The following is a 21563-nucleotide window of genomic DNA, read 5'->3' on the forward strand; positions in this document are numbered from 1 at the left end:
TTGGAGAGCCGAACAGCCGCCGAGGCCGGAGCCGAAGATGAACCTCGTCAACATGATCGACAGTCAGAATGCCGCCTTGCTCGAGGGTGAAGGCGAGGATGAGCTTGATCTCTCGACGGTGCATCCGGTCTTCACTAGGGCACCGCGCTCGGTCTCGTTCAACAAGCTGCGCAAGCGGCTGATCCGCCAGGTGCGCCAGGCAATGTCTGACTTCGACATGCTCAAAGGTCAGAAGCGGTGGCTGGTCGGTCTGTCGGGAGGCAAGGACAGCTACGGCCTGCTGGCGATCCTGCTCGATCTGCAATGGCGTGGCTTGCTGCCGGTCGAACTGGTCGCCTGCAATCTCGACCAGGGGCAGCCGAATTTTCCGAAGCATGTCCTGCCCGAATATCTAGCCTCAATCGGTGTGAAACATCGCATCGAGTATCGCGATACCTATTCGATCGTGAAGGAGAAGGTCCCCAGCGGCGGCACCTATTGCTCGCTCTGTTCGCGGCTGCGTCGCGGCAACCTCTACCGGATCGCCCGCGAAGAGGGCTGCGATGCGCTGGTGCTCGGCCATCACCGCGAGGACATTCTCGAAACCTTCTTCATGAACTTCTTCCATGGTGGCCGCCTCTCGGCCATGCCGGCCAAGCTGTTGAACGACGAGAAGGATCTCTTCGTCCTGCGTCCGCTGGCTTATGCCGCGGAAGAGGACATGGCGCGTTTTGCGCAGGCCATGGAATTCCCGATCATTCCCTGCGACCTCTGCGGATCGCAGGACGGTCTGCAGCGCAATGCGATGAAGGAGATGCTGGCTGGTATCGAAGCGAAGATGCCCGGTCGCAAGGATGCGATGCTGCGCGCGCTTGCCCATGTCGATCCCTCGCATCTGCTCGACCCGAAGCTCTTCGATTTTGCCGGGCTCGCTGTCATGACGCCGTCACAGACGGACGGCTAAGAACGACCACCTTCAACCTCAAGACCCCAAGACAGATCTTCATGCAAGGGCTCCAAGGAATGCCAAGTGGCGATCCGCGAGAGCTCGACGTATGTCTGTCATCCTGGCGTCTAGGCAGTGCAAGACGGACCAAGTGCATGACTTTTCGCGACAGTGATCTCTTCGATATCCTCGACCTTGTCAGGACGGCCGGGCAGAGGGAGATCCTTCCGAGGTTCCGCCGCTTCGATGCGCCCGATATCGTCGAAAAGAAGTCCTCGATCGATCTTGTAACCGATGCGGATCTCAAGACCGAGGCCTATCTCACGGCAGAGCTTCTGAAGCGATGGCCGGAGGCGCTGGTCGTCGGAGAGGAGGCCTGTGAAAGCAATCCGGCGCTCGTATCCGCTCTGCCCGATGCAGACCTGGCGTTTGTCATCGACCCCGTGGACGGGACCTTCAATTTTCAGGCTGGTTTGCCGGTCTTCGGGACTAACCTTGCCGTGGTCAAAAGGGGCGAGACGATCGCGGCATTGATCCATGACTGCGTGCTCGCTGACACGCTGGTCGCGAGCAAGGGTGCGGGCGCGCGCTGGCTGAGGGCCGACGGCACTGTGGCCGCGATCCGGGTTGCCGCGGCGACGGAACTTTCGATGATGGTGGGCACGATATCGATCAATGACATCGGCGAGGAAGAGCGTCGGCGTATCGCCGGCAATCTGGCGCAAACCAGGATGGCCTTCGCCTATAACTGCTCGGCCTACGAATACTGGCTTGTCGCAACCGGCAAGGTTCACTTCATCGGGCACCACAAGCTGATGCCGTGGGATCATCTTGCTGGCGTTCTTCTGCATGAGGAAGCCGGTGGCGTGACGAGGAGGTTTGACGGCTCGCCCTATCTGCCCGGGCAAACGACCGGTGGCATTCTCAGTGCACCGGATGCCGATAGCTGGGAGATGATCCTGTCGAGAGTGGTTCTTGCGAGCTAGGGCGATTTGCGATGGGTCGTTGGCGGGCTGCCTCCGGGTGGCTCGATCGGCAGGTCCCAGGTCTGTCGCAAACAAGACACAGGAAATGTCAGTATTTCCGGAAGTGCTTGTGACTTTGGCTGGACTGTGTCGGAGCCTTCTTGCACATTGCGGGTCAACGAAGATCCTTGAGCCTTGCTCTAGGTTTCGAGCAGTGCGTAGGAGTAGGAATGTCTGAGGTCGCTCAGCCTTCGGTGTCGAGACGTGCCGTCTTTCTCGTCGGAGGATATGAACGCAACGATGCTGCAGGCTTCTTTCGGCGCATCGGTCGCGAAATGGAGCGCTTCTGCAAGTGCTGGTCGGTCGAAGCCAAGCTGGGGGTACCGGTCGAAGCGACCGGCACCATGGCAATGACTGCGGTGGCCGATTATCGCGGGCCCGACGGTGCCTGCCGATCCGAGATCACTTTTTTGAGTTTCGACGATATCGTCAAGCATGATGGGGCCAGACCGTTCATCTCGCGGCTCTTTGCCTATCTCATTGCGTTCATCGACTATGTCGTCTCTGGAACGATGTTCCGCTTCTTTGCCACCAACTGGCGCTTCGCACTCTATTTCCTCTATCCCCTCGTCATGCTGGGGCTGTTCGTCTGGTTCGGGACGATCGCTTACCGTCTCGTGGACTGGATCGGGCTTCCCGGTGACCCGCTTCTGCCGGGACTTGCCGGCCTTGCTGTCATCTATGCTCTCGGGCGTTATGTCGGCCGCCGCTATTTCGTCTATCATCTCATGGATCTCTGGTCGTGCAGCCGCGAGCACCTCCATTGCCGGCGCCCCAGCATGGATCAGCGGATCGATACCTGGGCCGCGTTGATTTCGCAGCGCATTGCGCAATCGGCCTATGACGAAGTCCTGCTTGTCGGGCATTCGACGGGCGGCGCTCTCATCCTCGATGTCGCTCACCAACTGGCCGAGAGGCTGGTGGCTGAGGGCAGGCCCGTCGACTTCCAGCTGGTCACCGTCGGCTCGACATCGCTCAAGGTTGCGCTGCACCCGGCAGCATCTCGGGCACGTGCGCGACTTGAGGTGCTTGCCCGTCATCCCGGCATCCGCTGGACAGAGTTCCAGGCGCTGACCGACATCATCAACTTCTACAAATGCGATCCTTACGCCCGGGCTGGTCTCAAACATCAGCGGGCTGATCAGTTCCCGCGGCAGTTCCAGGTGCGCATTCGCGACATGCTCGAGCGGGAGACCTATCGGCGCGTGAAGAAGAACTTCTTCCGCGTTCACTATCAGTTTATCTCGGCCAATAGCCGCCGGTATTTCTACGATTTCTTCATGATCTGCTGTGGCACCCGGCCGATCGAAGCCGTAAGAGGCGATAGGCTGCCGCTATCGGCAGAGGCAGGCAAGACGGTAGAGGCGACTTCATGATCCGCATTTCCTTCATCCTCTGGGCCCTGATGCTGGTGACCTGGTGCGGCATGCGTTATCCGGCTATGCGTCGGGCGCGGCGGCAGAAGACGGCGGTCGACAAGCGCACGCCGCTCGACATTTCATTGCTCGTCTTCTGCACGTTCGGGCTGGTTGTGATGCCGGTTCTCTGGCGGCTGGAGGTCCTGGGAGGGCTGGCCGATCGCGGGCAGGGGGGTGTGACCCTTGTCCTCGGGACGCTCTCCGGGATCGCCTTTCTATGGCTCTTCCGCCGCAGCCACAAGGATCTCGGCAAGAACTGGTCGGTGACGCTAGAAGTGCGCGAAGGACACCTGCTGGTCACCGGCGGTGTCTACGCCTATGTGCGTCACCCGATGTATGCCTCCTTCCTGCTCTGGGGCGTGACCCAGGCGCTGCTCATTCCCAACTGGATTGCAGGCCTTGCCGGACTGGTCGCCGTCTTTGCCCTTTATGCCGTGCGTCAGTCACGCGAGGAGGCGATGATGCGGGACACCTTCGGAGCCGAATACGACGCCTATTGCGCCCGCACCAAGCGGCTGGTTCCCGGCATATTCTGAGCGCCTCAGCGACGACGAAGCGCCTGCTTGATTTCCTTGATCGACCGCTCGTGCAGCTTCGGGTTCTTGTCGATGTTGAAATGGCCGATGCCACTGATCGCCGTTTCGCCCTGGCGCAGGTTGATGTTGGCGAGTTCGCCCTTGAAGCCGGGCGCGGGCAGGACGGGTGACCAGAGGTTTTCGCCGCCGGTGTAGAAGTTCAGCGTCTTCTTGACGTTGGCGGGCACAGGCCCCTTGCCGGTCGGATCGAAGCTCAGGATCAGAGCGACCGGGATCTTCATTGGCTGCAAGGCGCGTGCAACTGAAAAGGTCATGTCGGCCCCGAGCGAATGCCCGACCAGGACTATCGGGCGGGCACCCTTCGAGGCGCGGTAGCGATCGGCAATCCTGCGTGCAAAGGTCTGAGCATTCGGGAGAGACATCACCTGCGCGTTGACGCCATCCGCCTTCAGCTGCTGCCCCAGGGTATTCAGACCCGTCGAGAAAATATCGGCAAATCCGCGAAACAGGTAAACCTGGCCATTCGGCTGCTGCGGCTTTCGGGGCTTTGCGGCTTCGGCGGGCAGTACGGAGGCTGCGAGAAAGAGAGATGCGTGGGAGAGGAGGGTGCGCCTGGAAATCATGTCTGAAGGACATCCTCGAAAATGGAGTGCTTTCGGATTCATGCATGATTTGACGAGCCTGACAACCGACATGCCGGGCCATCGGCCCTGTACTTCGCCCTTGTCGGCAGGCTAGAACGGGCGCACCCCGGACGGCGCCAGATTTCGCGCCTCTCTTTCACGGATCAGAAAGGCCACTCATGACCGCGACCATCGATATCGCCGCCCTTGCAAATCTCCTGCAGGAGGCTGCCGTCGAAGAGATCCTGCCGCGCTTCCGCAATCTCGGCGACGGTGATGTCAGGATGAAGACCGAAGCGATCGACCTGGTGACAGAAGCGGACGAGGCTGCCGAGCGTGTCATCCGCAAGGGGATCGAGGCTATCATGCCTGATGCCCTGTTCGTCGGCGAGGAATCGGTCGCGGCCGATCCGGCGCTTCTCGATCGACTGAAGGGCGCCGAGCTTGCCGTCGTGGTCGATCCGATCGACGGGACCTTCAACTTCGCATCGGGGCTAACACTGTTCGGCATGATCCTCGCCGTGGTGTCCAAGGGCGAAACCATCGGCGGCGTCATCTACGACCCGATCGGTAACGACTGGGCGCTGGTAGAGAAGGGATCGGGTGCCTGGATCTATCGGCCAGATGGCAGCCAGGAGCAGATGCAGGTGCGGCCCAGCGGCCCGCTCGAACAGATGATCGGGATCGCCAATACCGGTTTCTTCGATATCGAGACTCGCCGAAAGATCCTGTCCAATCTCGCAGAGGTCCGTCTCTTCACCAGCTATCGCTGTGCCGCCCATGAATACCGGCTGCTCGGCCAGGGGCATATGGATTTTGCCATGTACAACAAGCTGATGCCCTGGGACCACCTCGCCGGCGCGCTGATGATGCAGGAGGCGGGCGCCCATGTCGCGCGCTTCGATGGTTCGCCCTACCTGCCGCATCATACGTCGGGCGGACTGCTCGTGGCCTCCGATGCCGACGCCTGGCAGGAGTTGCGCGAACGCATCTTCACCGTCGACTGATCAGGAAAAAGGCCCGGCGATGACCGGGCCTTTCGCTTTTCTGAGGTGTCTTGGATCAGACCGGCTTGTTGTGGGCCTGGAACAGCCGACCCTTCTCGCCGATCAGCACGAAGATCAGACCGATCACCGAGACCACGAAGAAGCCTGTGACCATCGGCAGTGCGGTGCCATCGAAAGCCTGGCCAATGGCCGCGCCGATGATCGAGCCGCCGATCGTGCCCATGAAGCCTAGAACCGACGACGCGGTGCCCGCGACATGGCCGAGGGGCTCCATGGCCAGCGAGTTGAAGTTCGAACCGATCCAGCCGAACTGGAACATCGCCAGCGAGAAGAAGGTGATGAACAGGAAGAAGGGCATCGGCTGGGGGCCGAGTACCTGCACCACCAGCCAGATCAGGTTGATCGCGATGAAGCCGAGCAGCGAGCCATGCGAGAGCTTGCGCATCCCGAAGCGGCCGACCAGCTTGGCATTGACGAAGGACGACAGTGCCATGAACAGGGCCACTGCCGCGAAGGCGACCGGGAACCAGACGCCCAGACCATAAATGCCGACATAGACCTGTTGGGCGGAATTGATGAAGCCGAACAGCGCGCCGAAGATGAAGGTGCTGGCGATGGTGTAACACAGCGCCACACGGTCGGTGAGGACGATGCGGAAGCCGTCGAAGATCACCTTCACGGTGAAAGGACGGACATCTGCGGGCGCCAGCGTCTCCGGCAGGCGGACATACATCCACACGCCGACGATCACCGCGATTACCGCCATGAAGACGAAGATCCAGTGCCAGTCGCCGAACAGCATGATCACCTGACCTGTGCCGGGAGCGACGACCGGAATGACCATGAAGACCATCATGATCAGCGACATGACTTCCGCCATCTGGCGGCCACCGAAAACGTCACGGACAATCGAGACCGTGATGACGCGGGTTGCAGCCGAGCCGATGCCCTGGATGAAGCGCAGGATCAGCAGTGATTCGAAGGAGGGAACAAAGACGACGGCAAGCGACGACACGACGTAGATCGCCAGGCCGATGATCATCGGAATGCGCCGCCCGAAGCGGTCGGCGATCGGGCCGTAAAAGAGCTGGGCGAAGCCGAATCCGATCAGGTAGGCGGAAACGACATACTGGCGATGATTTTCGTTTTCGACATTCAGAGCCGCGCCAATTTCCTGGAGACCCGGCAGCATGATGTCGATCGCAAGCGCGTTGAGCGCCATCAGGAATGCCATCAGCGCGATGAATTCGGCACGTCCCATTCCCCCAAGTGTCTTGGGAGGGGACTGTAATGAATCTGACATGAATAATGACCTTAGAACGGCATGAAGGCGTTGCTTGGGACAACGCCTTCATGCCTGGAGATTTTTTGAAGCCTTGCGGCTGATGTTGTCAGGCAGCGCCGCGGACGGCGATGCCCTGATCTTCGAAATGCTTCTGCAGTTCGCCCGCCTGGAACATCTCGCGAACGATGTCACAACCGCCGACAAACTCACCCTTGATGTAGAGCTGCGGGATCGTCGGCCAGTTGGAATACTGCTTGATTCCTTCGCGGATTTCCATGTCGGCCAGCACGTTCACGCCCTTGTAGTCCACGCCGAGGTAGTCAAGAATCTGAACCACCTGACCGGAGAAGCCACACTGCGGAAACTGCGGGCTGCCCTTCATGAACAGGACGACATCGTTGGTCTTGACTTCGTTGTCGATGAATTCGTGGGCGCTCATAGCATTCTTCCTTTTCACATGCCGTTCAAGGCGGCAGCTTCGATCTGTCGTAGAAATAGCAACACGGTTTTACTTTTGCCAGTGGCGACTTTGCGACAGCGCCGGAATTAACGGCTGCGCTGGCGGCTACGCTTGGCAGCCGTGCGGCGACGGCTCACTTGTTTGCGGGGAGGGGCTTTGACACGTTTCGTCGTCTTGCGGACATAACGGCCCGTGGTCGCGGAGCGGGTCTGGCGCTTGCGCCTGCGCGTGGTGCCCTTGCGGGTCGACTTCTTGAGTATTTCCTTCAGCACGCCCTCTACGACGTCCTTGACGATGTTGCCGATCAGATCCGCCATCTTTCCTCCCCCATGCCCTCGAATTGAGAGGGTTTTTGTTCCCTCTGCTCTTTAAATCAGCGCAATTCTCGTCTAGCAAGCGCCACCTGCGGCGGCGAGCCGTCTATCAAGTGACCGTCTCAATGATCCAAAGCCGCATCGTGCTGCATTTCCCGGGCTTCGAACCCCTCGACGCCGAAGCCCATCGTCAGCGCTACAAGCGTTCTGCAGCGCAAGCCTCGGCCGTCTGGCCGGCGCGGTTTGAGGTCGGTGACCTCTTGGTTGACGGGCAGGGTGCGCATTTCGCGGTGAATGCCCTTGGGGACGGTTATGCGGTCCGGTCGCAGATCCATGTTTTCGACCATAATGCCCTGATTTCTGCCATGCGGTCAGAGCCGCTCTGGATGCAGATTGCGAAAGGCTTCAAGGCGGGCTTTGACGTGGTGCGGCAGGGCGGTGCCTGGCGCTATTCTCGCAACGCCTGGCGCTTTGGTCTGTTCTTTCTCTTCCCCTTCCTGTTCGTGGCCGCGGGCCTCGCGCTTGCGGTGAACATCGCGGCCATTCCCTCTACCTTCGAGCTCTCCGCCTGGTGGTTCCTGCTGGCACTTCCTGCCGGCTATCTCGTCTTCCGCCACGGGGTCATTCCGTTTTCGGACCGGTACCACGTCCTGCATCTGCTTGCAGACTGGCGCCTCGCCGTGGCGGTCGCGGAAAATCGCCGAGAGATCGATGCCTTCATCGAGCGGGCAGCAGACGAGGCGGCTTCGGCCTTGAAAGGCCCAGCCGACGAAATTCTTGTTACATCCCATAGCATGGGTGCGAATTTCGCCATTTCCGTCGTGGCCCGGCTTCTCGAGAAGTCACCGGGAGCGCTCCAAGGGCGACGGCTCGTCTTCGTTACCCTGGGCGGTGCCGCCCTGCAGTGCAGCCTTCTGTCGTCTGCGTCCGTCCTCAGGCAACGGATTGGCGCGCTCGCGCGCCATCCATCCGTCGACTGGTTCGATATCCAGTGTCTCACGGACCCGATCCATCTCTATAAATGCCACACCGTTGCGCTGTCGGGACATTCAAACGCGCCGCAGCCCAAGCTTGTCTTTATCCGCTTCAAGCATGCGCTCTCTGCGGAGCGCTATCAGAAGAACCGCCGCGACTTCTTGAGAATGCACCGGCAATATGTGCTGGGACCGGATCAGCCGAGCGGTTTCGACTTCACGCTGATGACGGCGGGACCGTTGCCGGCGCGTTCGTTCGAAGCGCTGGAATCGGCAAAGCCCCCGAAACTCGAAGCCTTCGCAATATAAAAAGGCCCGCCACTGATAGGGCAGGCCTTTTGCGGTGTCTCGATCGGGTCGGCTTAAATCAATCAGGGATGCTCGTCTGCAATGCCAGCGCATGCAGCACACCGCCCATATTGCCCTTCAAGGCGTCGTAGACCATCTGGTGCTGCTGGACGCGGCTCTTGCCCCGGAAGGCTTCGGCGACGACCTCGGCGGCATAGTGATCGCCGTCTCCCGCGAGGTCACGGATAACGACCTTGGCTCCCGGAATGCCGGCCTTGATCATGTCTTCGATGTCGCCTGGTTTCATCGGCATGTAATGGATCCCTCATGCAAATCAGCTATGCGAGAACTATCGTGCATTCGCAGAAGCGATTCAATGGGGCAGGCAGCGCCTACCCCATGCTCCACAGGCATGTGATCGCAGGCTTCAGGCCAGTTCGCCGTCCATAAGCGCCGGGAACCAGGCTTCGTGGGCCGTCTTGAGGTCCTCGACCGCGACAGGCTTGGCATTGCCAAGCACGACGTTCGAGCCACCGGTGCGGCCGATCCACGGGCAGAAGACGCCGGCGGCTTCGGCGCGGACCTGAACCTGGTCAACATCGGCTTCCTTGACGGTCAGCACGTAGCGGCCCTGATCTTCACCGTAGAAGACGGCGATGGGGTTTGCATCGTTCAAGGCGTTGACATGGGCGCCGATGCCCGAGGCCATGGCCATTTCGGCTACGGCCAGGCCAAGGCCGCCCGAAGAGCAGTCGTGTACCGCAGTCGCCAGACCGTCCTGGATGAGGCCGCGAACGAAATCGCCGACCTTCTTTTCATGCGCGAGATCGACATGCGGGGCAGGGCCGTCGGTGCGGCCATGAATGTCGCGCAGGTAGCAAGACTGGCCGAGATGCGAGCCCCAGCCGGACGGAGCGCCGGCCAGCAGGATCGCCTCGCCCTGAGCGGCAAAGCGGATGCGGGCCATCTTCTTCCAGTCCTTCATCAGGCCAACGCCGGCAATGGTCGGGGTCGGCAGGATGCCCTGGCCGTTGGTCTCGTTGTAGAGCGAAACATTGCCCGAGACGATCGGGAAGTCGAGCGCGAGGCAGGCTTCGCCAATGCCCTTGATGGCGAAGACGAGCTGGCCCATGATCTCGGGGCGCTCGGGATTGCCGAAGTTCAGGTTATCGGTCGCGGCGAGCGGCAGCGCGCCGGTCGCGGTGATGTTGCGCCAGCATTCGGCAACCGCCTGCTTGCCGCCTTCGAAAGGATCCGCCTCGACGTAACGCGGGGTAACGTCAGACGAGAAGGCCAGCGCCTTGGTGGCGTGACCTTCGACGCGGATGACGCCGGCATCGCCGCCCGGAAGCTGAAGCGAATTGCCCTGGATCAGCGTGTCATACTGTTCGTAGACCCAGCGGCGCGAGGAGTTGTTGGCGGAACCGACGAGCTTCAGCAGGGCGTCTGCGACGTCGCCGGCCGGGATGTCGTTTTCGGCAAGCGGGGCAGGCGTCTTCGGCTCGATCCACGGACGGTCGTATTCCGGGGCTTCGTCGCCGAGTTCCTTGATCGGCAGGTTTGCGACTTCCTCGCCCTGGTGCAGAACGCGGAAGCGTAGGTCGTCGGTGGTGTAGCCGACGATTGCGAAGTCGAGACCCCACTTGACGAAGATCGCCTTGGCGACCTCTTCCTTGGAGGGCTCAAGCACCATGAGCATGCGCTCCTGGCTTTCCGACAGCATCATTTCGTAAGCCGTCATGCGCTCTTCGCGCACCGGCACCTTGTCGAGATGCAGCTCGATGCCGAGGTCGCCCTTGGCGCCCATTTCGACAGCCGAGCAGGTCAGGCCGGCTGCACCCATGTCCTGGATGGCGATGACGGCGCCGGTCTTCATCAGCTCAAGGCAGGCCTCAAGCAGGCACTTCTCGGTGAAGGGGTCGCCGACCTGCACGGTCGGGCGCTTCTCTTCGATCGATTCGTCGAATTCGGCAGACGCCATGGTCGCACCGCCAACGCCGTCGCGGCCGGTCTTTGCACCGAGATAGACCACCGGCAGGCCGACGCCCTTGGCTTCCGACAGGAAGATACCATCGGCCTTGGCAAGGCCAGCCGCAAAGGCGTTGACCAGGATGTTGCCGTTGTAGCGGGCGTCGAACTCGACTTCACCGCCAACGGTGGGCACGCCGAAGGAGTTGCCGTAACCGCCGACACCGGCGACGACGCCGGCGACGAGGTGCTTGGTCTTCGGATGGTCAGGGGCGCCGAAGCGCAGGGCGTTCATGGCGGCGACGGGGCGGGCGCCCATGGTGAAGACGTCGCGCAGGATGCCGCCGACGCCGGTTGCCGCGCCCTGATAGGGCTCAATGTAGGACGGGTGGTTGTGGCTCTCCATCTTGAAGACCACGACGTCACCGTCATCGATATCGACGACACCCGCGTTTTCGCCAGGACCCTGGATGACACGCGGACCCTTGGTCGGCAGCGTCTTCAGCCACTTCTTGGAAGACTTGTAAGAGCAGTGCTCGTTCCACATCGCCGAGAAGATGCCGAGCTCGGTGAAGGTCGGCTCGCGTCCGATCAGGTTCAGGATGCGATCGTATTCGTCCGGCTTCAGGCCGTGGCTTGCGATCAATTCTGCGGTGATGGGACGGGAGTTGGAAACGGTCATCTGGCTCTCAGGGCAACGGGAGATCGGTGGGAGATCGGTTTCGAGGCAGGCTATAACCCAAGCCTGCGCCCGGCGCACTTGAAAAATGCGCGCAATCAAGCCTTTCCTGCGGCTTTCCAGCACAAGAAGCCTTAGCTTTTTCCGATGGTCAGACGATGGCGCTGGTGCCAAGCGGCGACTGGTCTAGGATGCGGCGGACCGTCTTCAGCCCCTCTATTGAAATCGAACGGTCGCGACCTTCGCTGAAGCCGACGCGAACATGATGATAGACCCGCGACGAACGGGCTGGCTTGAACTCGTCCTCGTCGTCGATCAGGACATCGGCATCGAGTACCGCCTGCTTGAATGTGCCGGACATCCAGGGTTCGGGAAGCTTCAGCCAGAAGAAGGGCAGGCGCGGATGGGAGCGGAAATCCTTGCCAGCGAAAAGCTCGCGGACCACGGCCTCCCGTTCGCCGATCTCGGCGAGCACCTTGCCGCGTATTTCGGCGGCGGCACCCGACAGCACCAGCCGGGCCGAGAGTTCGGCGAGCAGAAAAGGCAGACCGCCGCTTACCATCTTCTGGGTGACGCGCACGCGCTGGCTCATATGGGGCGGGCAGGCGACCCAGCCGCCGCGCACGCCCGCCGCCACGCATTTGGACAAGCCGTTGAGCAGGAAGGTCCGGTCCGGCGCCAGTTCCGCCAGAAGTGGGATCCCGTCTGCGATCATGCCACCATAGAGATAATCCTCGATCAGCCAGACATTGTACTTGCGGGCGATGTCGACGATGTCCTTACGGCGGGAGAGCGGCAGGCAGGCGAGCGTCGGGTTCTGGCCCGAGGACATAATGAAGGCTGCCTTGGGGTGTTCGCGGGCGCAGACGCGTTCGAAATCCCCGGGAAGAATGCCGTCCTGATCCGAATCGACCAGCGCGATCTGGCGGCCCATGAGGTTGGCGCTGCGCGACACCTGCGAATAGGTGAGGTGCTCGCAAACGATCCGGTCACCGGCGCCGCTGACTGCGGCGACAACGGCGTTGATGCCGGCATGCACGCCAAGCTGCGGCAGGACCTGCTCGGCCTCCGGCTGCCAGCTACCCGAAGCGAGCCATTGCCGACCCGCCTCCAGCCAATCGGGAGAGAGTGTGCGGGTATAGCTCGAAATCTCGCCCGGATGGGCTGTTGCGATCTCCGCCATGATCCGTCCGACCGTCTCGGCCTGACCGACGTCGATTGCAGCTGTCGTATCGAACCGTAGTTTGCCCGGCGGCGGAACCATCGCCCGGGTGCCCCCATAATTGATCGTCACCGGGTCGCGGGCCGAAAGCTCGTTGCCGCCGCTGCTCGCCTGGACATAGGTGCCGCGGCCAACCTCGCCGGTCACCAGTCCGCGCTCTCGGAGCAAAGCGTAGGCGCGCGAGATTGTCCCTATTGTCACCCCAACATCATAGGCGAGATCGCGCTGCGGCGGCAGCTTCGCTCCATGGGGGAGGGTGCCTGATTTTATGGCGCTTTCCGCATCATCCGCAATGCGTATGTAAAGCGGACCAGTGCCGGTATCGAGTGAGGGGAGCCAATTTGTCATGAGGACAATTCTATAGATTGTCACCCTCTTCCAGTCAATTCATAGAGAATTCCTAGAAGAGAAAAACCAGGATTTGCCGCCATGGTGACAATAGATACAATGCCGTCGAGCGACTCCCGTCAAAAGATCGCTTTGCCGATCCGCAACGAGGCGTCGTCGCCATTGAGCAGTCTTGCCCGAATGATCAAGCTGTGGTGGCGGGTGCGGAAGACGCGTGTGCAGCTTTCGCAATTGACGGAAGAGCAATTGCGCGATGTCGGACTGTCGCCTGATATGGCCGAGCGGGAAATCAGGAAGTCGCGGCTGCTTTTGATCGATCGGTGTTTTCAGCCGCCCATGTGATCAGCAGTCATTCCTGCCGTTCGCCCATCGAACGACGTCCTGGCGAATCCGCGGCGCGACATCCTCGTTCAGGAGTGGGCCGAATGCGTCAAGGCGAGGGGGCTTTCCTTCCGCCTGAACCACCAGCACGGGGCGGTCGTCGCGTGATCCCTTGCGCACCAGGAGGATCCGTGGACGACCGGAGAAAGAGCTGAGTTCAGGGGAAAGCTGGTAGGTCTTGAACGCGGCGTCTCCGGACTTGAACCAGCAGCGGTTCGCAGCGACAGCGACTTTTTCCATGATGTCGAGTGCCGATTGACCGGCTGCCGGCGGGCGCGGTGCCTCCGGCTTGCAGGCGGAAAGGCCGGCTGCTGCAACGAGAATGGCGGAGAAGGCGAGGCGGCGCATGGGCGATCTTTCGGCTGATGGCCGCCTTCCCTTAAACGTCCGTGGTTAAGCGAAGCTTACTTCAGGCCGCGATGACGTCGAGCGCCGAGGCGAAGATGCCGCGGCCATCGTTGCCGCCGTGGGCAGCTTCGATCAGGTTTTCCGGATGCGGCATCATGCCGAGCACGTTGCCCTTCGCGTTGATCACGCCGGCAATGTCGTTCATCGAGCCGTTCGGATTGGTGCCGTCGGCATAGCGGAAGACGACCTGGCCATTGCCCTCGATCGTCTTCAGCGTCTCTGCGTCCGCGAAATAGTTGCCGTCATGATGAGCGACCGGGCAGCGGATGATCTGGCCCTTGGCATAGGCGCGGGTGAAGTCGGTATCGGCGTTCACCACTTCCAGCTTGATTTCCTTGCAGACGAACTTCAGCGAAGTGTTGCGCATCAGGGCGCCCGGCAGCATGCCGGCTTCGACCAGGATCTGGAAGCCGTTGCAGACGCCGATAACCTTGACGCCCTGTTCTGCCTTTTCCTTGATCGCCTGCATCACGGGCATGCGGGCGGCAATCGCGCCGCAGCGCAGATAGTCGCCGTAGGAGAAGCCGCCGGGGATGACGATCAGGTCGACATCCGGGATCTCGGTCTCGGTCTGCCAGATCGTCACAGGCGCGTGGCCGGAGATCTTGGTGAGGGCCGCGATCATGTCGCGGTCACGGTTGAGGCCTGGGAGCTGGACGACGGCTGATTTCATGGCTGTGGCTCGAACCTTGCTTGGGCTTCCTGGAACTCGCGCAGTTCCAGACGATTGTCGATCCGGTCTAACCGGCTTTCGAAGTGTCCGACGGTTGCGCGCAGGTTGTTGACGTCGCCCTGCAGCGCATGCAGTTGCGCGCGCATTGTCTGATTATCCGCGCGCAACTCGCTGATGGCAAAGTCCACCTTGTCAAATCTCTGATGGAGCTTCTTCAGAAGCTCAAACATCAATTCGCTGGTGACGTCAGCCATCGCGCATCTCCTACAACCCTCAGGCGATGGAGATAGTATAGTTCTCGATGACCGTGTTGGCGAGGAGCTTCTCGCACATCGCCTTCAGGTCGCTTTCAGCCTTGGCCTTGTCTTCGCCTGCAAGCTCGAGATCGAAGACCTTGCCCTGGCGGATCTGGCCAACGCCGTCAAAGCCGAGCGCGCCGAGCGCGCCTTCGATGGCCTTGCCCTGAGGGTCAAGTACGCCGTTTTTCAGGGTTACGGTGACGCGTGCCTTGATCACTGATCTCTTCTCCAAAGCTTACTTGACGAGAACCGGGCCAGTGCCGCGCACCGGTTCGTTTTCATTCATGATGCCGAGACGACGGGCGACTTCCTGATAGGCTTCAAGCAGCCCACCCAGATCCTGGCGGAAGCGGTCCTTGTCGAGCTTCTCGCGGGTCTCGATGTCCCACAGACGGCAGCTGTCCGGCGAGATTTCATCGGCCAGGATGATGCGCATCATGTCGCCTTCATAGAGGCGGCCGCATTCGATCTTGAAGTCGACGAGCTGGATGCCGATCCCGAGGAAGAGGCCTGAGAGGAAGTCGTTGACGCGGATGGCGAGCGCCATGATGTCGTCGAGCTCTGCAGGGTTCGCCCAGCCAAATGCCGTGATGTGCTCTTCGGAGACCATGGGGTCACCGAGCGCGTCCGACTTGTAATAGAACTCGATGATCGAGCGCGGCAGCACGATGCCTTCCTCGATGCCGAGGCGGGTCGAGAGCGAACCGGCGGCGACATTGCGCACGACGATCTCGAGCGGGATGATCTCGACTTCCTTGATCAGCTGCTCGCGCATGTTCATGCGGCGAATGAAATGGGTCGGGATGCCAATCTTGTTCAGATGCGTGAAGACGTATTCGGAGATGCGGTTGTTCAGAACGCCTTTCCCGTCGATGACTTCATGCTTCTTCTTGTTGAATGCCGTTGCATCGTCCTTGAAGAACTGGATCAGCGTGCCGGGCTCGGGACCTTCATAGAGGATCTTTGCCTTGCCCTCGTAAACGCGGCGGCGACGGTTCATGGGTGGTTTTCTCTATTGTTGGCATCCCGGCGCGCCTGGCGCGGATGCAGTGGATCGGTCTTTGAAGCGGTCCCTTAACGGAAAACCTTCGTTTTCACAATGCGCAGATCACCCCTTCCTGCCAAAACGTCGCGCTGCCAACGACTCATCCGGACTCGCGGAAGTTTGCATTGCACTTTGTACTCCCTTTTGATTAATGGGGAAACGAAACCGCACGATGGCGGCACAAAATGGGAGATCGATATGAGCGGCATCAGTGATCGCGAAAAGGCCTTCGAAAACAAGTTCGCACACGACCAGGAGCTTCGCTTCAAGGCGGAAGCCCGCCGCAACAAGCTGGTGGGTCTGTGGGCCGCCGGCCTGCTCGGCAAGACCGACCCGGACGCCTATGCGAAGGAAGTCATCGCTGCCGATTTCGAAGAGGCTGGCGACGAGGACGTGATCCGCAAGGTCATGGGTGATCTGACGGCCGGTGGCGTGTCGATCACCGACGAAGAGCTGCGCACGAAAATGGTCGAGTTCCTCGGTCAGGCCATCGACCAGATCCAGAACAGCTGATCAAACGATCCGCGACTGCAACGACAATCCGCCCGGGCTCAGCCTTGGGCGGATTTTCTGTTTCTGAGCCGTTCGGAGACATCACTGAAGCTGGCCGGCCAGGCAAGGCCGTAGCCCTGCAGGATATCGCAGCCGAGCCGGGCGAGGATGCGGGCATGCTCCTCGGTCTCCACCCCTTCTGCCGTCACCTTGATGCCGAGTGAGCGCGCGATCTGGATGATCGACTTGACCAGGATGCGCTGCTCCTGGCTGTCGGGCACGTCCTCGATCAATTGTCGATCGATCTTCAGTGTGGTCGGTTTGAGGTTCAAAAGCCCGACGATCGATGCATGTCCGGTGCCGAAATCGTCGATCTCGATGTCTATCGCCAGGCGCCGCAGCATGTCGAGGTTGCTCATGACAGCGGAGTCCTGACGGTCGAGGAAGACGCTTTCCAGAAGTTCGAATGACACCGTGCCCGGCTTGATGTCGAGATCGGCGAGGCCTCGTGCCAGGTCGGGGTCCGTCAGCCGGCGGGCGGAGACGTTCACGGAGATCTTCGGCGGGGCGATGCCCTCCTGGCGCCAGGCGTCCAGGTCGCGAAGCGCCTTTTCAAGGATCAGGCCGTCGATCTGGGCGAGGATGCCATACTCTTCAGCGATCGGAAGGAACTTGTCGGGGCCGAGGATGCCGCGGGTCGGATGGCGCCAGCGCGCGAGGCACTCCGCCCCGGCAACGGCCCGCGTGCGCGCATCGAACTGCAGCTGGTAGTGGGGGAAGATCTCGTCGTTCTCCAGCGCCCGTAGCAGTTCGCTAGACAGCCGGTTGGTATCGGCGAGCAAGGTTCGGCTTGCCTGGACATAGAATTCGTAGCGGTTGCGACCGAGATTTTTTGCCTTGTAGAGCGCAATATCTGCATTCTGCAGCAACTGCTTCGGGTCGATGTCGCGGGTCAGGGTATGCGCGATACCGATGCTTGCGCCAAATCGGCATTCCTGGCCATTGTACCAGGCCGGTTGCCGCATCTGGGCTATGATGCGGTTGGCGATGGCGATGAGAGTGGGTGTTGCGCCGTCGTGGTCGAGGAGAACGACGAACTCGTCTCCCCCGATTCGCGCGGCAAAGTCGGTGATCCGGATGTTTTCGCGCAGGATGCGGGCCGCCAGCATCAGCATGGCGTCGCCGGCGCCGTGACCAAGCGTGTCGTTGATCTGCTTGAAGCGGTCGAGGTCGATGTGCAGGATCGCGATGCCGGATCCGAGCGCGCCCTTGCCGGCGCGCCATTCTTCGAGCTTTTCCTCGAGGTAGCGTCGGTTCGGCAAGCCCGTCAGGTAGTCGTGCAGGGCCGACTGCTCGGCCTCCAGTCTTGTCCGCTCAAGCTCCGCATTGCGTGCTTCGGCCAACATCTTCTGCTGCTCGAGTTCCTGTCTGAGGCGCTGATCCTCGGTCACGTCCCAGTTCACGCCGATCATCTTCAGCCGGCCGTCGTGGTCCATGAAGGGGAGGCTGTTGGAGCGGATATAGCGTGTGCTGCCGTCCCGGGCGATGATCCGGTAATTGTCAGTGAACGGTTTCAGTTCGGCAATCTTTGTCGCGACGTAAGCCAGCGTCCGGGCACGGTCTTCCGGATGAAGCTTGCTCTCCCAGAAACCGCCGATCTGGACTTCGCAATCGTTTTCGACCTCGAAGATGCGGCGCATCCCTTCGTCCCATTCGCTGGTGCCGGCGTCGAAATCCGTTTCGAAGATGCCGATACCCGAGATGTCGATTGCGAGCTTCAGGCGGCGGGAGAGGCCCTCCAGCCATTCTTCCTGCTGCTTGCGGGCGCTGATGTCGGTGTCGGTGCCGATGATGCGGACGGGTTTGTCGTTTTCGTCGCGCTCTACGCAGGCGCCACGGCACTCGATCCAGACATAGTGACCGTCCCGATGGAGTTCCCGGTACTGGAAGACGCTGTAATCCGGGTCGCCCGCGTTTTGCCGTTCGATGCAATGCACGACGCGCTCGCGATCCTGAGGATGCACCAGTTCCAGCCATTCCTCCATCGTTGGCGGGAAAGTGTCGTTCGGTCCCAGTCCCCGGATCTTGCGCCAGACGTCGGAGTAATAGAGTTCGCCCGAACTGCGTTGATCCCAGACACCTAAGATCGAGCCGACCAGCGCGTGGTTCCAGCGGCTTTCGCGCTCTTGCACCTCATGCAACTGTCGGCGAAGGGCTGTCACGTCCGTCATCTGGAGCAGCACGGAACCGACCCTGGAGTCTGCTGAGGCTTGGCTTGCCAGCGTGACGATGAAATGTCGTGTGTCGGCGCCCGGCGTCGAAATTTCCAGTGTCGACGGAGCCCCGTCCATTCGCCGGCCAAGGGCCAGCAGCAATTTGGCGGCGTCGGCGCCCTGCAGGTGTCTGACGAGATTGTCGCCGGGCGCAACGGCCTCCCCGAGGGCCGCGCCCAGAGCCTTGTTCATCGTCCGGATAATGCCGTCGGGATCGATCCAGGCCGCCGGGAAGGGAAGGCAGGCGATGTCGATACCACCCGCGCCGGGAGTAGAGGGAGAGGCCGCGTGTGCGCGCAAAATCAGGCTCCTCGCTTCACATGATTGCAAGGAGTCTATGAGTACCCGCTTAAGAAGGGCTTAAACTGGTCCTGAGGATGCCAGGATTAACCCAACGTTTGCATCTCTTCGGATTGGACGCTTGCTCTCGAACTCAGGCCTGCAGGCGGCCGATAAACTGCGCGAAGACCATCGTGCCTTCCGGCCATGGTCCGTGCCCGGATTCGGCGTTTATGTGACCCGATTCGCCTGCATCGATCAGGAACGAGCCCCAGGCATTGGCGATATCCTCTGCATGGGCATATTCGCCGAAGGGATCATTCCGGCTCGCGATCAGGAGCGACGGAAAGGGCAGGGTCAGGCGCGGATAGGGCCCGAAAGTCATTAGGTGCTTGGGCCGGATCTCGGGATTGGAAACGTCGGGCGCGGCGACGAGAAAGGCGCCGGCGACCTTGTTCTTCATCTCCGGGATCGCATGCACGATCGCAGGGACGCCAAGCGAATGCCCGACGAGTACGACCGGCTTGGTGGCCGCGTTGACCTCTTCGGCCACGCGGGCGACCCAGTCTTCGCGCACGGGCTTTGACCATTCCGCCTGTTCCACGCGCCGCGCCGTCGATAGCTTGCCCTCCCACCGGGTTTGCCAGTGGTCGGGGCCGGAATTGGTGTAGCCGGGAACGATCAGGATTTCTGCGTCTGAAACTTTCATGGCCCCTATCTGCTGTCCCGCATGCTCGTCGTCAAGATTATGCCTCCTCGAAGGCTCGACAAAAATAATACGCAACACATACTAGTTCGATCTTGTGGGCGGTGTTACGATCAGATCGCGCCCGGATCGGGAGGAGATCGATCGGGGCAGTTATCGGGAGGAATTTCATGAAGCACGTCCATTTGACGGCGGCGGCACTGCTGCTGCTCGGCCTTGATCCGTCTGCCGCGCGCGCTGCTATCACTTGCGCCGACCTCGCCAAAACAGAGAACACGCCCGTCGACGTAACAATCACCGAGGCTGTCGAAACGCTTCCGAGTGAGGAGGTTTCCGTCGCCCATTGCCTGATCAGGGGCAAGACGCCAGACAGGCAGGGGATCGATGGCAAGACCTATGCGATCCGCTTCGAGTTGCGGCTGCCGGTCGAATGGAACGAGCGTTTCGTTCACCAGTTCAATGGCGGGAATGACGGCGCTGTCGTTCCGGCGCTTGGTCCGCTTCTCGGAGGTCGCAAGAGTGACACGGCGCTTGCGCGGGGTTACGCCGTTGTTTCGAGCGATGCCGGTCATGACGGCAAGGCCAATCCGGACCGGGGTCTGGCCGGCGGAGCGGCCTTCGGCTTTGATCCGCAGGCGCGCCGTGATTATGGCTACGGCGCCGTCGCGACCCTGCAGCCGATCGCCGAGCAGATCGTCGAGAAGCATTACGGCAAGCCGATCGCCTATCGCTATGGGATTGGCAGCTCCAATGGCGGCCGGCACGGTATGATGGCGGCGGAGCGGATGCCCGAGGTCTTCGACGGATTGCTGGTCGGTTATCCCGGTTTCAACCTTCCGAAGGCGGCGATCCAGCACGCGCTCGACATCCAGGCCTGGTCGACCGTCGATCCCGATATTGCGAAGGCTTTCAGTCGCGATGACCTCAAGACCGTGGCGGATGGCGTGCTGGCCGCCTGCGACAGTCTCGACGGGGTTCCGGACGGCATCGTCGCGGATGCCGACGCTTGCGAAACGACATTTAGGATCGAGACCCTTGCCTGCGCGAGCGGGGCCAATGCTGGCTGCCTTCGTACGGAGCAGATCGAGGCGCTCCAGACATCCATCGCCGGGCCTAGGGATGCTGAGGGCAGGGCGCTCTATACGCACTGGATCTTCGATACCGGCATAGCCTCGTCCAACTGGCGCACCTGGAAGCTCGAAAGCCCGATCGAACCCTGGGCCAAGAGGCCGATCATCGGGGTGATGGGGGCAGCCTCCCTGGCCCAGGTCTTCACGACACCGCCGACGGAAGTGGGCGGCACTCCGGACGAGCTGATCGCTTTCCTGCGCGATTTCGACGTTGCGCGCGACGGTGCGAGGATCGCGGCGACCGATGGCACCTTTACCGAGTCGGCCATGGACTTCATGGTGCCGCCCGGTGCCGATAATCCCCGGCTCGACGCCTTCCGGGAGGCGGGCCACAAGATGCTCGTCTTCCACGGCAATTCCGACCCGGTTTTCTCGGTTGTCGATACGGTCGACTGGTACAAGAAGCTCGATGCCAACCATGATGGCAAGGCGTCGGATTTCGTGAAGCTCTACCGCATCCCGGGAATGCCGCATGGGGCGAGTGGTCCTAGCTTCAACGACTTCGATTTCTTCACGCCGCTCGTCGACTGGGTCGAGCAGGGCAAGGCGCCTTCCGGCGTTGCGGCAGGAATAACGGAAGACAATACGGAAGCTGCTTCGCTCGAGGGCACGCGCTTCCTCTATTGCCCCTATCCTGCCGTGACGCGTGCGGGCGCCGATCCGGCCGCCGAAGGCGAGGGCCGCTATACCTGCCTTTGACGGTCCGGCCCCGGCAGCGGCAGTGCCGATCTGCCGGGGCTGTCACGCCTTCGTGCGCAAGTTGCGCAGGACATGGCAAATGTTAGCTGATACACTAATTAGCTCA

Annotated in this window: 23 protein-coding genes; 9 read left to right on the top strand and 14 right to left on the bottom strand. The window is 61.2% G+C overall.

Going from position 1 to position 21563, the window contains the following annotated elements:
- Positions 1-37 precede the first annotated feature (37 nt).
- The 4 genes from ttcA (at position 38) to BSY240_RS01990 (ending at position 3904) form a co-directional block, all read left to right on the top strand.
- Complete coding sequence (ttcA, locus tag BSY240_RS01975) at positions 38-943, top strand: tRNA 2-thiocytidine(32) synthetase TtcA (protein WP_082347656.1); 906 nt, start codon at positions 38-40, stop codon at positions 941-943.
- A 137-nt stretch (positions 944-1080) separates the two neighbouring features.
- Positions 1081-1911 carry an inositol monophosphatase family protein gene (locus tag BSY240_RS01980; protein ID WP_054149762.1) on the top strand — a complete coding sequence of 277 codons (831 nt, stop codon included), beginning with the start codon at positions 1081-1083 and terminating at the stop codon, positions 1909-1911.
- A 209-nt stretch (positions 1912-2120) separates the two neighbouring features.
- Positions 2121-3326 (top strand): alpha/beta fold hydrolase, encoded by a 1206-nt coding sequence (locus BSY240_RS01985; protein ID WP_054149761.1) that lies wholly within the window; start codon positions 2121-2123, stop codon positions 3324-3326.
- Positions 3323-3904 (top strand): protein-S-isoprenylcysteine O-methyltransferase, encoded by a 582-nt coding sequence (locus BSY240_RS01990; RefSeq protein ID WP_069041243.1) that lies wholly within the window; start codon positions 3323-3325, stop codon positions 3902-3904. Before BSY240_RS01985 ends, BSY240_RS01990 begins: the two co-directional genes overlap by 4 nt.
- A gap of 5 nt (positions 3905-3909) precedes the next feature.
- Here BSY240_RS01990 and BSY240_RS01995 read toward each other — a convergent pair whose 3' ends face one another.
- Positions 3910-4527 carry a thioesterase domain-containing protein gene (locus BSY240_RS01995; protein WP_054149759.1) on the bottom strand — a complete coding sequence of 206 codons (618 nt, stop codon included), beginning with the start codon at positions 4525-4527 and terminating at the stop codon, positions 3910-3912.
- Between the two features lie 179 nt (positions 4528-4706).
- On the opposite strand from BSY240_RS01995, the gene BSY240_RS02000 reads away from it, so the two are divergent.
- On the top strand, positions 4707-5534 hold the full coding sequence (locus BSY240_RS02000) for an inositol monophosphatase family protein (protein WP_054149758.1): 828 nt from the start codon (positions 4707-4709) through the stop codon (positions 5532-5534).
- Between the two features lie 55 nt (positions 5535-5589).
- On the opposite strand, the gene BSY240_RS02005 is transcribed toward BSY240_RS02000, so the two are convergent.
- The 3 genes from BSY240_RS02005 to BSY240_RS02015 all read right to left on the bottom strand — a co-directional run bounded on the left by BSY240_RS02005 (position 5590) and on the right by BSY240_RS02015 (position 7596).
- Entirely contained in the window at positions 5590-6795 is a 1206-nt protein-coding gene (locus BSY240_RS02005; RefSeq protein ID WP_069041244.1) for a multidrug effflux MFS transporter, read from the bottom strand.
- 130 nt (positions 6796-6925) lie between these two features.
- Positions 6926-7258: a Grx4 family monothiol glutaredoxin gene (grxD, locus tag BSY240_RS02010; RefSeq protein WP_054149756.1), complete on the bottom strand. Its 333-nt coding sequence runs from the start codon at positions 7256-7258 to the stop codon at positions 6926-6928.
- 107 nt (positions 7259-7365) lie between these two features.
- Positions 7366-7596, bottom strand: coding sequence for a hypothetical protein (locus BSY240_RS02015; RefSeq protein WP_054149755.1), 231 nt, complete (start codon positions 7594-7596; stop codon positions 7366-7368).
- Positions 7597-7718: 122 nt separating this feature from the next.
- Here BSY240_RS02015 and BSY240_RS02020 point away from each other — a divergent pair, with 122 nt between their 5' ends.
- Entirely contained in the window at positions 7719-8876 is a 1158-nt protein-coding gene (locus BSY240_RS02020) for a hypothetical protein (RefSeq protein ID WP_069041245.1), read from the top strand.
- A 58-nt stretch (positions 8877-8934) separates the two neighbouring features.
- On the opposite strand, the gene BSY240_RS02025 is transcribed toward BSY240_RS02020, so the two are convergent.
- From BSY240_RS02025 to BSY240_RS02035, 3 genes are all read right to left on the bottom strand, one after another.
- Positions 8935-9168, bottom strand: a complete 234-nt coding sequence (locus BSY240_RS02025) for a BolA/IbaG family iron-sulfur metabolism protein (RefSeq protein ID WP_054149753.1) — start codon at positions 9166-9168, stop codon at positions 8935-8937.
- Between the two features lie 114 nt (positions 9169-9282).
- Complete coding sequence (gene purL, locus BSY240_RS02030; protein WP_069041246.1) at positions 9283-11505, bottom strand: phosphoribosylformylglycinamidine synthase subunit PurL; 2223 nt, start codon at positions 11503-11505, stop codon at positions 9283-9285.
- 148 nt (positions 11506-11653) lie between these two features.
- On the bottom strand, positions 11654-13072 hold the full coding sequence (locus BSY240_RS02035; protein ID WP_069041247.1) for an aminotransferase-like domain-containing protein: 1419 nt from the start codon (positions 13070-13072) through the stop codon (positions 11654-11656).
- Positions 13073-13153: 81 nt separating this feature from the next.
- On the opposite strand from BSY240_RS02035, the gene BSY240_RS02040 reads away from it, so the two are divergent.
- Entirely contained in the window at positions 13154-13414 is a 261-nt protein-coding gene (locus BSY240_RS02040; RefSeq protein ID WP_069041248.1) for a DUF1127 domain-containing protein, read from the top strand.
- On the opposite strand, the gene BSY240_RS02045 is transcribed toward BSY240_RS02040, so the two are convergent.
- The 5 genes from BSY240_RS02045 to purC all read right to left on the bottom strand — a co-directional run bounded on the left by BSY240_RS02045 (position 13415) and on the right by purC (position 15833).
- On the bottom strand, positions 13415-13801 hold the full coding sequence (locus tag BSY240_RS02045; protein ID WP_054149749.1) for a hypothetical protein: 387 nt from the start codon (positions 13799-13801) through the stop codon (positions 13415-13417).
- 61 nt (positions 13802-13862) lie between these two features.
- The gene (gene purQ / locus BSY240_RS02050; RefSeq protein ID WP_054149748.1) at positions 13863-14534 is read right to left on the bottom strand and encodes a phosphoribosylformylglycinamidine synthase subunit PurQ; all 672 of its coding nucleotides are present in this window, start codon (positions 14532-14534) and stop codon (positions 13863-13865) included.
- Positions 14531-14788 (bottom strand): hypothetical protein, encoded by a 258-nt coding sequence (locus BSY240_RS02055; RefSeq protein ID WP_069041249.1) that lies wholly within the window; start codon positions 14786-14788, stop codon positions 14531-14533. Before BSY240_RS02055 ends, purQ begins: the two co-directional genes overlap by 4 nt.
- Before the next feature lie 19 nt (positions 14789-14807).
- Complete coding sequence (gene purS / locus BSY240_RS02060; protein WP_069041250.1) at positions 14808-15050, bottom strand: phosphoribosylformylglycinamidine synthase subunit PurS; 243 nt, start codon at positions 15048-15050, stop codon at positions 14808-14810.
- Positions 15051-15068: 18 nt separating this feature from the next.
- Positions 15069-15833: a phosphoribosylaminoimidazolesuccinocarboxamide synthase gene (purC, locus tag BSY240_RS02065; protein WP_054149745.1), complete on the bottom strand. Its 765-nt coding sequence runs from the start codon at positions 15831-15833 to the stop codon at positions 15069-15071.
- A 243-nt stretch (positions 15834-16076) separates the two neighbouring features.
- Between purC and BSY240_RS02070 the strand changes: the two genes are divergently transcribed.
- Complete coding sequence (locus BSY240_RS02070) at positions 16077-16391, top strand: DUF1476 domain-containing protein (protein ID WP_054149744.1); 315 nt, start codon at positions 16077-16079, stop codon at positions 16389-16391.
- A 38-nt stretch (positions 16392-16429) separates the two neighbouring features.
- Here BSY240_RS02070 and BSY240_RS02075 read toward each other — a convergent pair whose 3' ends face one another.
- Complete coding sequence (locus BSY240_RS02075; RefSeq protein ID WP_069041251.1) at positions 16430-18943, bottom strand: bifunctional diguanylate cyclase/phosphodiesterase; 2514 nt, start codon at positions 18941-18943, stop codon at positions 16430-16432.
- Positions 18944-19076: 133 nt separating this feature from the next.
- Complete coding sequence (locus BSY240_RS02080) at positions 19077-19631, bottom strand: RBBP9/YdeN family alpha/beta hydrolase (RefSeq protein ID WP_054149742.1); 555 nt, start codon at positions 19629-19631, stop codon at positions 19077-19079.
- A 167-nt stretch (positions 19632-19798) separates the two neighbouring features.
- Between BSY240_RS02080 and BSY240_RS02085 the strand changes: the two genes are divergently transcribed.
- Positions 19799-21457 carry a tannase/feruloyl esterase family alpha/beta hydrolase gene (locus BSY240_RS02085; protein ID WP_069041252.1) on the top strand — a complete coding sequence of 553 codons (1659 nt, stop codon included), beginning with the start codon at positions 19799-19801 and terminating at the stop codon, positions 21455-21457.
- Positions 21458-21563 lie beyond the last annotated feature (106 nt).

This window comes from Agrobacterium sp. RAC06 (genome assembly GCF_001713475.1).
In the GTDB taxonomy this organism is placed as follows: Bacteria; Pseudomonadota; Alphaproteobacteria; order Rhizobiales; family Rhizobiaceae; genus Allorhizobium.

Excerpts from the sequence above, each read along its gene's own strand:
- ttcA (WP_082347656.1), top strand. The coding sequence starts at position 38 with ATGAACCTCGTCAACATGATCGACAGTCAGAATGCCGCCTTGCTCGAG.
- BSY240_RS01980 (WP_054149762.1), top strand. The coding sequence starts at position 1,081 with ATGACTTTTCGCGACAGTGATCTCTTCGATATCCTCGACCTTGTCAGG.
- BSY240_RS01985 (WP_054149761.1), top strand. The coding sequence starts at position 2,121 with ATGTCTGAGGTCGCTCAGCCTTCGGTGTCGAGACGTGCCGTCTTTCTC.
- BSY240_RS01990 (WP_069041243.1), top strand. The coding sequence starts at position 3,323 with ATGATCCGCATTTCCTTCATCCTCTGGGCCCTGATGCTGGTGACCTGG.
- BSY240_RS01995 (WP_054149759.1), bottom strand. The coding sequence starts at position 4,527 with ATGATTTCCAGGCGCACCCTCCTCTCCCACGCATCTCTCTTTCTCGCA.
- BSY240_RS02000 (WP_054149758.1), top strand. The coding sequence starts at position 4,707 with ATGACCGCGACCATCGATATCGCCGCCCTTGCAAATCTCCTGCAGGAG.
- BSY240_RS02005 (WP_069041244.1), bottom strand. The coding sequence starts at position 6,795 with ATGGGACGTGCCGAATTCATCGCGCTGATGGCATTCCTGATGGCGCTC.
- grxD (WP_054149756.1), bottom strand. The coding sequence starts at position 7,258 with ATGAGCGCCCACGAATTCATCGACAACGAAGTCAAGACCAACGATGTC.
- BSY240_RS02015 (WP_054149755.1), bottom strand. The coding sequence starts at position 7,596 with ATGGCGGATCTGATCGGCAACATCGTCAAGGACGTCGTAGAGGGCGTG.
- BSY240_RS02020 (WP_069041245.1), top strand. The coding sequence starts at position 7,719 with ATGATCCAAAGCCGCATCGTGCTGCATTTCCCGGGCTTCGAACCCCTC.
- BSY240_RS02025 (WP_054149753.1), bottom strand. The coding sequence starts at position 9,168 with ATGCCGATGAAACCAGGCGACATCGAAGACATGATCAAGGCCGGCATT.
- purL (WP_069041246.1), bottom strand. The coding sequence starts at position 11,505 with ATGACCGTTTCCAACTCCCGTCCCATCACCGCAGAATTGATCGCAAGC.
- BSY240_RS02035 (WP_069041247.1), bottom strand. The coding sequence starts at position 13,072 with ATGACAAATTGGCTCCCCTCACTCGATACCGGCACTGGTCCGCTTTAC.
- BSY240_RS02040 (WP_069041248.1), top strand. The coding sequence starts at position 13,154 with ATGGTGACAATAGATACAATGCCGTCGAGCGACTCCCGTCAAAAGATC.
- BSY240_RS02045 (WP_054149749.1), bottom strand. The coding sequence starts at position 13,801 with ATGCGCCGCCTCGCCTTCTCCGCCATTCTCGTTGCAGCAGCCGGCCTT.
- purQ (WP_054149748.1), bottom strand. The coding sequence starts at position 14,534 with ATGAAATCAGCCGTCGTCCAGCTCCCAGGCCTCAACCGTGACCGCGAC.
- BSY240_RS02055 (WP_069041249.1), bottom strand. The coding sequence starts at position 14,788 with ATGGCTGACGTCACCAGCGAATTGATGTTTGAGCTTCTGAAGAAGCTC.
- purC (WP_054149745.1), bottom strand. The coding sequence starts at position 15,833 with ATGAACCGTCGCCGCCGCGTTTACGAGGGCAAGGCAAAGATCCTCTAT.
- BSY240_RS02070 (WP_054149744.1), top strand. The coding sequence starts at position 16,077 with ATGAGCGGCATCAGTGATCGCGAAAAGGCCTTCGAAAACAAGTTCGCA.
- BSY240_RS02080 (WP_054149742.1), bottom strand. The coding sequence starts at position 19,631 with ATGAAAGTTTCAGACGCAGAAATCCTGATCGTTCCCGGCTACACCAAT.
- BSY240_RS02085 (WP_069041252.1), top strand. The coding sequence starts at position 19,799 with ATGAAGCACGTCCATTTGACGGCGGCGGCACTGCTGCTGCTCGGCCTT.